Annotated in this window: 4 protein-coding genes and 1 riboswitch; of the genes, 3 read left to right on the top strand and 1 reads right to left on the bottom strand. The window is 73.5% G+C overall.

Annotated features, from left to right (window positions below; all coding sequences use genetic code 11):
* The first annotated feature begins 334 nt into the window (after positions 1-334).
* Positions 335-397, top strand: a riboswitch (guanidine-III (ykkC-III) riboswitch).
* A 32-nt stretch (positions 398-429) separates the two neighbouring features.
* Positions 430-744 (top strand): DMT family transporter, encoded by a 315-nt coding sequence (locus AOK16_RS23080; RefSeq protein WP_055474073.1) that lies wholly within the window; start codon positions 430-432, stop codon positions 742-744.
* A 240-nt stretch (positions 745-984) separates the two neighbouring features.
* Here the strand turns inward: AOK16_RS23080 and AOK16_RS23075 are convergent, their stop codons facing one another.
* Complete coding sequence (locus tag AOK16_RS23075; RefSeq protein WP_055474072.1) at positions 985-2277, bottom strand: exo-beta-N-acetylmuramidase NamZ family protein; 1293 nt, start codon at positions 2275-2277, stop codon at positions 985-987.
* A 224-nt stretch (positions 2278-2501) separates the two neighbouring features.
* Here AOK16_RS23075 and AOK16_RS23070 point away from each other — a divergent pair, with 224 nt between their 5' ends.
* Positions 2502-3266: an SDR family oxidoreductase gene (locus AOK16_RS23070; protein WP_055474071.1), complete on the top strand. Its 765-nt coding sequence runs from the start codon at positions 2502-2504 to the stop codon at positions 3264-3266.
* A 155-nt stretch (positions 3267-3421) separates the two neighbouring features.
* A partial coding sequence (locus AOK16_RS23065; RefSeq protein WP_055474074.1) for a long-chain fatty acid--CoA ligase occupies positions 3422-4543 on the top strand: 1122 nt, incomplete at its 3' end.

Genomic DNA, 4543 nt, shown 5'->3' with positions numbered 1-4543 from the left:
AGACGCGCCGCAGGGGCACGCGGCGTCGGCCCGCCGCCCCGCAGGGGCACCCCGGTGTCGGCCCGCCGCCCCGCAGGGGCACCCCGGTGTCGGCCCGCCGCCCCGCAGGGGCACCCCGGTGTCGGGCCGCCGCCCCGTACGGGCCCCCGGCGCCGGGCCGCGTACCGCCCGCCCCGGCGTGCCCGCCCGACCGCTCCGCGGCGCAGCCGCGGAAACCCTTCCGCCGCGACGGCAAGACGCCCCGTGGTGTTGTCCGGTGGTGCCGAACCGGCCGCAACCCGAGGCCTCGGACCCCACGCCGACACCGTGCTACGGTCGAAAACGGCGGAACCCCGGCCGGATGGCCACTCCGTCCCGGACGAGGCACGTCGTACCCGGCAGGACAAGACGACGTAGTAACCGCAGGTGATTACTACGGAGGTCTTGATCATGGCTTGGGCCGTGCTCGTACTGTCGGGAGTCCTGGAAACCGTCTGGGCCGCCGCCCTCTCCGCCTCGGCCGGTCTCAGCCGCCCCAAACCCGGCGCCCTCTTCGGGACCGCCCTCGTCCTCAGCATGGGCGGCCTGGCCTACGCGATGCGCACCATCCCCGTCGGCACCGGCTACGCGGTGTGGGTCGGCATCGGCGCGCTCGGCACGGCCGCGTACGGCATGGCCGCCCTCGGGGACCCGGTGACGGCCGGCCGCGTCGTCTGCCTGGTGCTGATCGTCGCCGGCGTCGTGGGCCTCAAATTCCTGCACTGAGGCCGAGGTCCGGGACTGAGCTCGAAATTCCGGCACCGAGCCCGGAGTTCTTGCGCCGAGCCCGGAGTTCCGGTCCCGAGGCGGAAGTTCCGGCACTGGGGCCGAAGTTCCCGTACTGGGGCCGAGATTCAGCACGGAGGCCGAGGTCCCGGCAGTGAGGCGCACGACGCGGGCGGGAGGCGCACGGCGCGGGCGGAGGCGCACGGCGCGCCCGACGGCCGCGGTCAGCGGCCGGGCGGATCAGCGGTACCGCAGATACCGCCGCCGCACGGCCCGGAACGCCGCCAGCCCGTCCTGCCAGGCGGCCACCACCTCGTCCGTCCCCGCCCCCTTGTCGATCATGGTGCGTACGCCGGCGGAGCCCGTCAGCTTGTCGATCCAGTGGTCCTCGCGCCAGGCGAACCCGCTCCACACCTTCTTCGCGGTCACCAGCAGGCCGATGCCGGTGCGCACCGGGTCGAACGACTCCCGGTCGTGGACGTGCAGTTGGACCCCGCCGATCGTCCTGCCCTGGAACTTGGAGAAGGTGGGCGCGAAGTACGCCTCGCGGAAGCGGACCCCGGGCAGCTCCAGCGCGTTCGCCGCCTCCGCCCACCGGCGGTCGACGCCCTCCGCGCCCAGCAGTTCGAACGGGCGGGTGGTGCCGCGCCCCTCGGACAGGTTCGTGCCCTCGAAGAGGCAGGTGCCGGAGTAGACGAGGGCGGTGTCCGGGGTGGGCATGTTGGGGCTCGGCGGCACCCACGGCAGGCCGGTCCCGTCGAAGAAGTCGCCGCGGCGCCAGCCTGACATCTCGACGGTCTCCAGCTCGACCGCCCGGCCCGCGGCCTTCTTCACGAACTCGCCGTTGTAGAGCCGGGCGAGCTCCGCGACCGTCATGCCGTGCGCCTGCGCGATCGGCTCGCGCCCGACGAACGTCGCGTACGCCTTGTCCAGCACGGGCCCGTAAGCGCCGCGCCCGCCGGCGGGGTTGGGCCGGTCGAGCACGACGAACCGCTTGCCGGTGACCGCCGCCGCGACCATGCAGTCGTACAGCGTCCAGATGTACGTGTAGAACCGCGCGCCCGCGTCCTGGATGTCGAAGACGACCGTGTCGACACCGGACTCCCGGAAGATGTCGACCAGAGCCTGGCCACTCTTGAGGTACGTGTCGTAGACCGGCAGTCCGGTGGCCGGGTCCTCGGTACGCCCCTCGGACCCGCCCGCCTGCGCCGTGCCCCGGAAGCCGTGCTCCGGGCCGAAGACGGCGGTCAGGTTCACCCGGTCGTCGGCGTGCATCACATCCACGATGTGGCGGACGCCGGCGGTGACACCGGTCGGATTCGTCACAACGCCCACGCGCCGCCCACCCAGCACCCGATACCCATCGGCAACCATCCGCTCAAACCCGATCCGAACCCGCCCTTGGGGCGGGGCCCCCGTGGGAGCCCCTGCCGGGGCGGCCGTGGCCATTCCGGCGGTTCCGGCCGCCATCGTGCCGGCGGTAGCGGCGATCAGACCTCGCCTGGACACCTTCGACTCCAGAGATCTCAACATGCCCGCACGCTAACGGCCGACGCCACCCAACGAAACGACCCGGACACAGTTCGCCACGTGGTGGGTTGCAGCGTGCTGTGTCGGCGGGCGGTGGTTCGGCCCCACACCGGAACGGCGCCGCCCCCGCGCGAGCAACCCGGCGGAGCCAGTGGGCTTCACGGGTCACATACCGACTGGTTAGTCTGGCGCAGAGTCGAGTCGGTCGAGTCGAAGGAGCCGCGAGCGTGGGGAAGACGCTGCACGACGCCGGAGTCGTCGTCACCGGAGCCGGCGGGGGCATCGGGGCCGCCCTCGCCCGGCGGTTCGCCGCAGAAGGCGCCCGGGTGGTCGTCAACGACCTGGACCCCGCCAAGGCCGAGGCCGTCGCCGAGGAGATCGGCGCCATCCCCCTCCCGGGCGACGCTTCCACCGTCGTGGCCGAAGCCCGCACCGCCCTCGGCGGGTCCGTCGACGTCTACTGCGCCAACGCGGGCCTCGGCTCCGGCGGCGGTCCCGACGCGGACGAGGACGTGTGGGCCGCGGCCTGGGACGTCAACGTCATGGCCCACGTCCGCGCCGCCCGCGAACTCCTCCCTGGCTGGCTGGAGCGCGGCCATGGCCGCTTCGTCTCCACCGTCTCCGCCGCCGGCCTGCTCTCCATGATCGGCGCGGCCCCGTACAGCGTCACCAAGCACGGCGCGCTCGCCTTCGCCGAGTGGCTGTCCCTGACGTACCGCCACCGCGGCATCCACGTACACGCGATCTGCCCGCAGGGCGTCCGTACGGAGATGCTGCGCGCCGCCGGCAGCGCGGGCGAACTCCTCCTGGCGCCGAACGCCATCGAGCCCGAGCAGGTCGCGGACGCGCTCTTCGCCGGGATGGCCGAGGACCGCTTCCTGATCCTCCCGCACCCCGAGGCCGGCGCCTACTACGCGGCCCGCGCCACCGAACCCGACACCTGGCTCACCAACATGAACCACCTCCAGCAGAAGTGGGAGGCGGCCCAGTGAGCACCTCGGACCAAGTGGGCACCTCGGATCAAGTGAGCACCCCCTCGGGCCCGGTAGGCGCCCCCGATCCGGTGAGCACCTCGGATATCCCGAGCACCGCGGACCTCCCGCGAGCCTCCGGCCTTCCGCGCACCGCGGGCCCCGGCGGCGCCTCGATCTACGCCGCGCAGCCCTGGCTCGCCCAGCTCTCCGACGCGCAGCGCGCCCCCGTCCACCCGCCCGTCACCGTCCTGCACGCCTTCCGTGACGCGGCCCGCCGCGCCCCCGACCGCACCGCGATCGCGTACTTCGACGGGCGGCTGAGCTACCGCGAGGCCGACGAGCTGTCCGACGCCCTCGCCGGCCACCTCGCCGAGCGCGGCTTCGCGCACGGCGACCGGCTCGCGGTCGTCCTGCAGAACGTCCCGCAGTTCGTGCTGGCGCTGCTCGGCGCGTGGAAGGCGGGCGGCACGGTCGTCCCCGTCAACCCGATGTACAAGGACCGGGAGGTCGCACACGTCCTGGCCGACGCCGAAGTGGCCGCGCTGGTCTGCGCGGACCGCGCCTGGGAGGCGTATCTACGCGACACCGCCGTCGGCTCCCCGGTTCGCATCGCCCTCACCACCAGCGACTTCGACCTCCAGACCCGGAACGACGAGCGCGTGCTGCGCGGTGGGCGCCTCCCCGCGCCCGAGGGCACCGAGGACCTGCTGACCGTCGCCCGCCGGGGCGCGCCTGCGCCGGAGGACCGCGAACTCGGCCCGGACGACATCGCGTTGATCAGCTACACCTCTGGCACCAGCGGCACGCCCAAGGGCGCGATGAACACCCACGCCAACATCGCGTACAACGCCGAGCGGCAGCGCACCGGCCTCGGACTGCCCGAGGGCAGCACGTACTTTGCGCTCGCCCCGCTCTTCCACATCACCGGCATGGTGTGCGAGCTGTCGGCCTGTGTCGTGGGCACCGGCACGCTCGCCCTGGCCCACCGCTTCGAGGCGGGCGTCGTGCTCGACGCGTTCGCCGAGCACCGCCCCGCCTACACCGTCGGCCCGTCCACCGCCTTCATGGCCCTGGCCGCCCACCCGGCCTGCACCCCCGGCCACTTCGCCTCCTTCCGGATGATCTCCTCGGGCGGGGCGCCGCTGCCGCCCGCGCTGGTGGAGAAGTTCCGCGCGGGTTTCGGCCCGTACATCCGCAACGGCTACGGGCTCACCGAGTGCACCGCCCCCTGCGCCAGCGTCCCGCCGGAGAAGGAGGCCCCGGTCGACCCGGTCTCCGGCACGCTGTCGGTGGGC

Origin of the sequence: Streptomyces pathocidini, from assembly GCF_001418495.1 — a bacterium.
GTDB classification, from domain to species: Bacteria; Actinomycetota; Actinomycetes; order Streptomycetales; family Streptomycetaceae; genus Streptomyces; species Streptomyces pathocidini.
The sequence above is the reverse complement of the archived record's forward strand: the minus strand, read 5'-3'. Positions and strand labels throughout refer to the sequence as shown.

Excerpts from the sequence above, each read along its gene's own strand:
- AOK16_RS23075 (WP_055474072.1), bottom strand. The coding sequence starts at position 2,277 with ATGTTGAGATCTCTGGAGTCGAAGGTGTCCAGGCGAGGTCTGATCGCC.
- AOK16_RS23080 (WP_055474073.1), top strand. The coding sequence starts at position 430 with ATGGCTTGGGCCGTGCTCGTACTGTCGGGAGTCCTGGAAACCGTCTGG.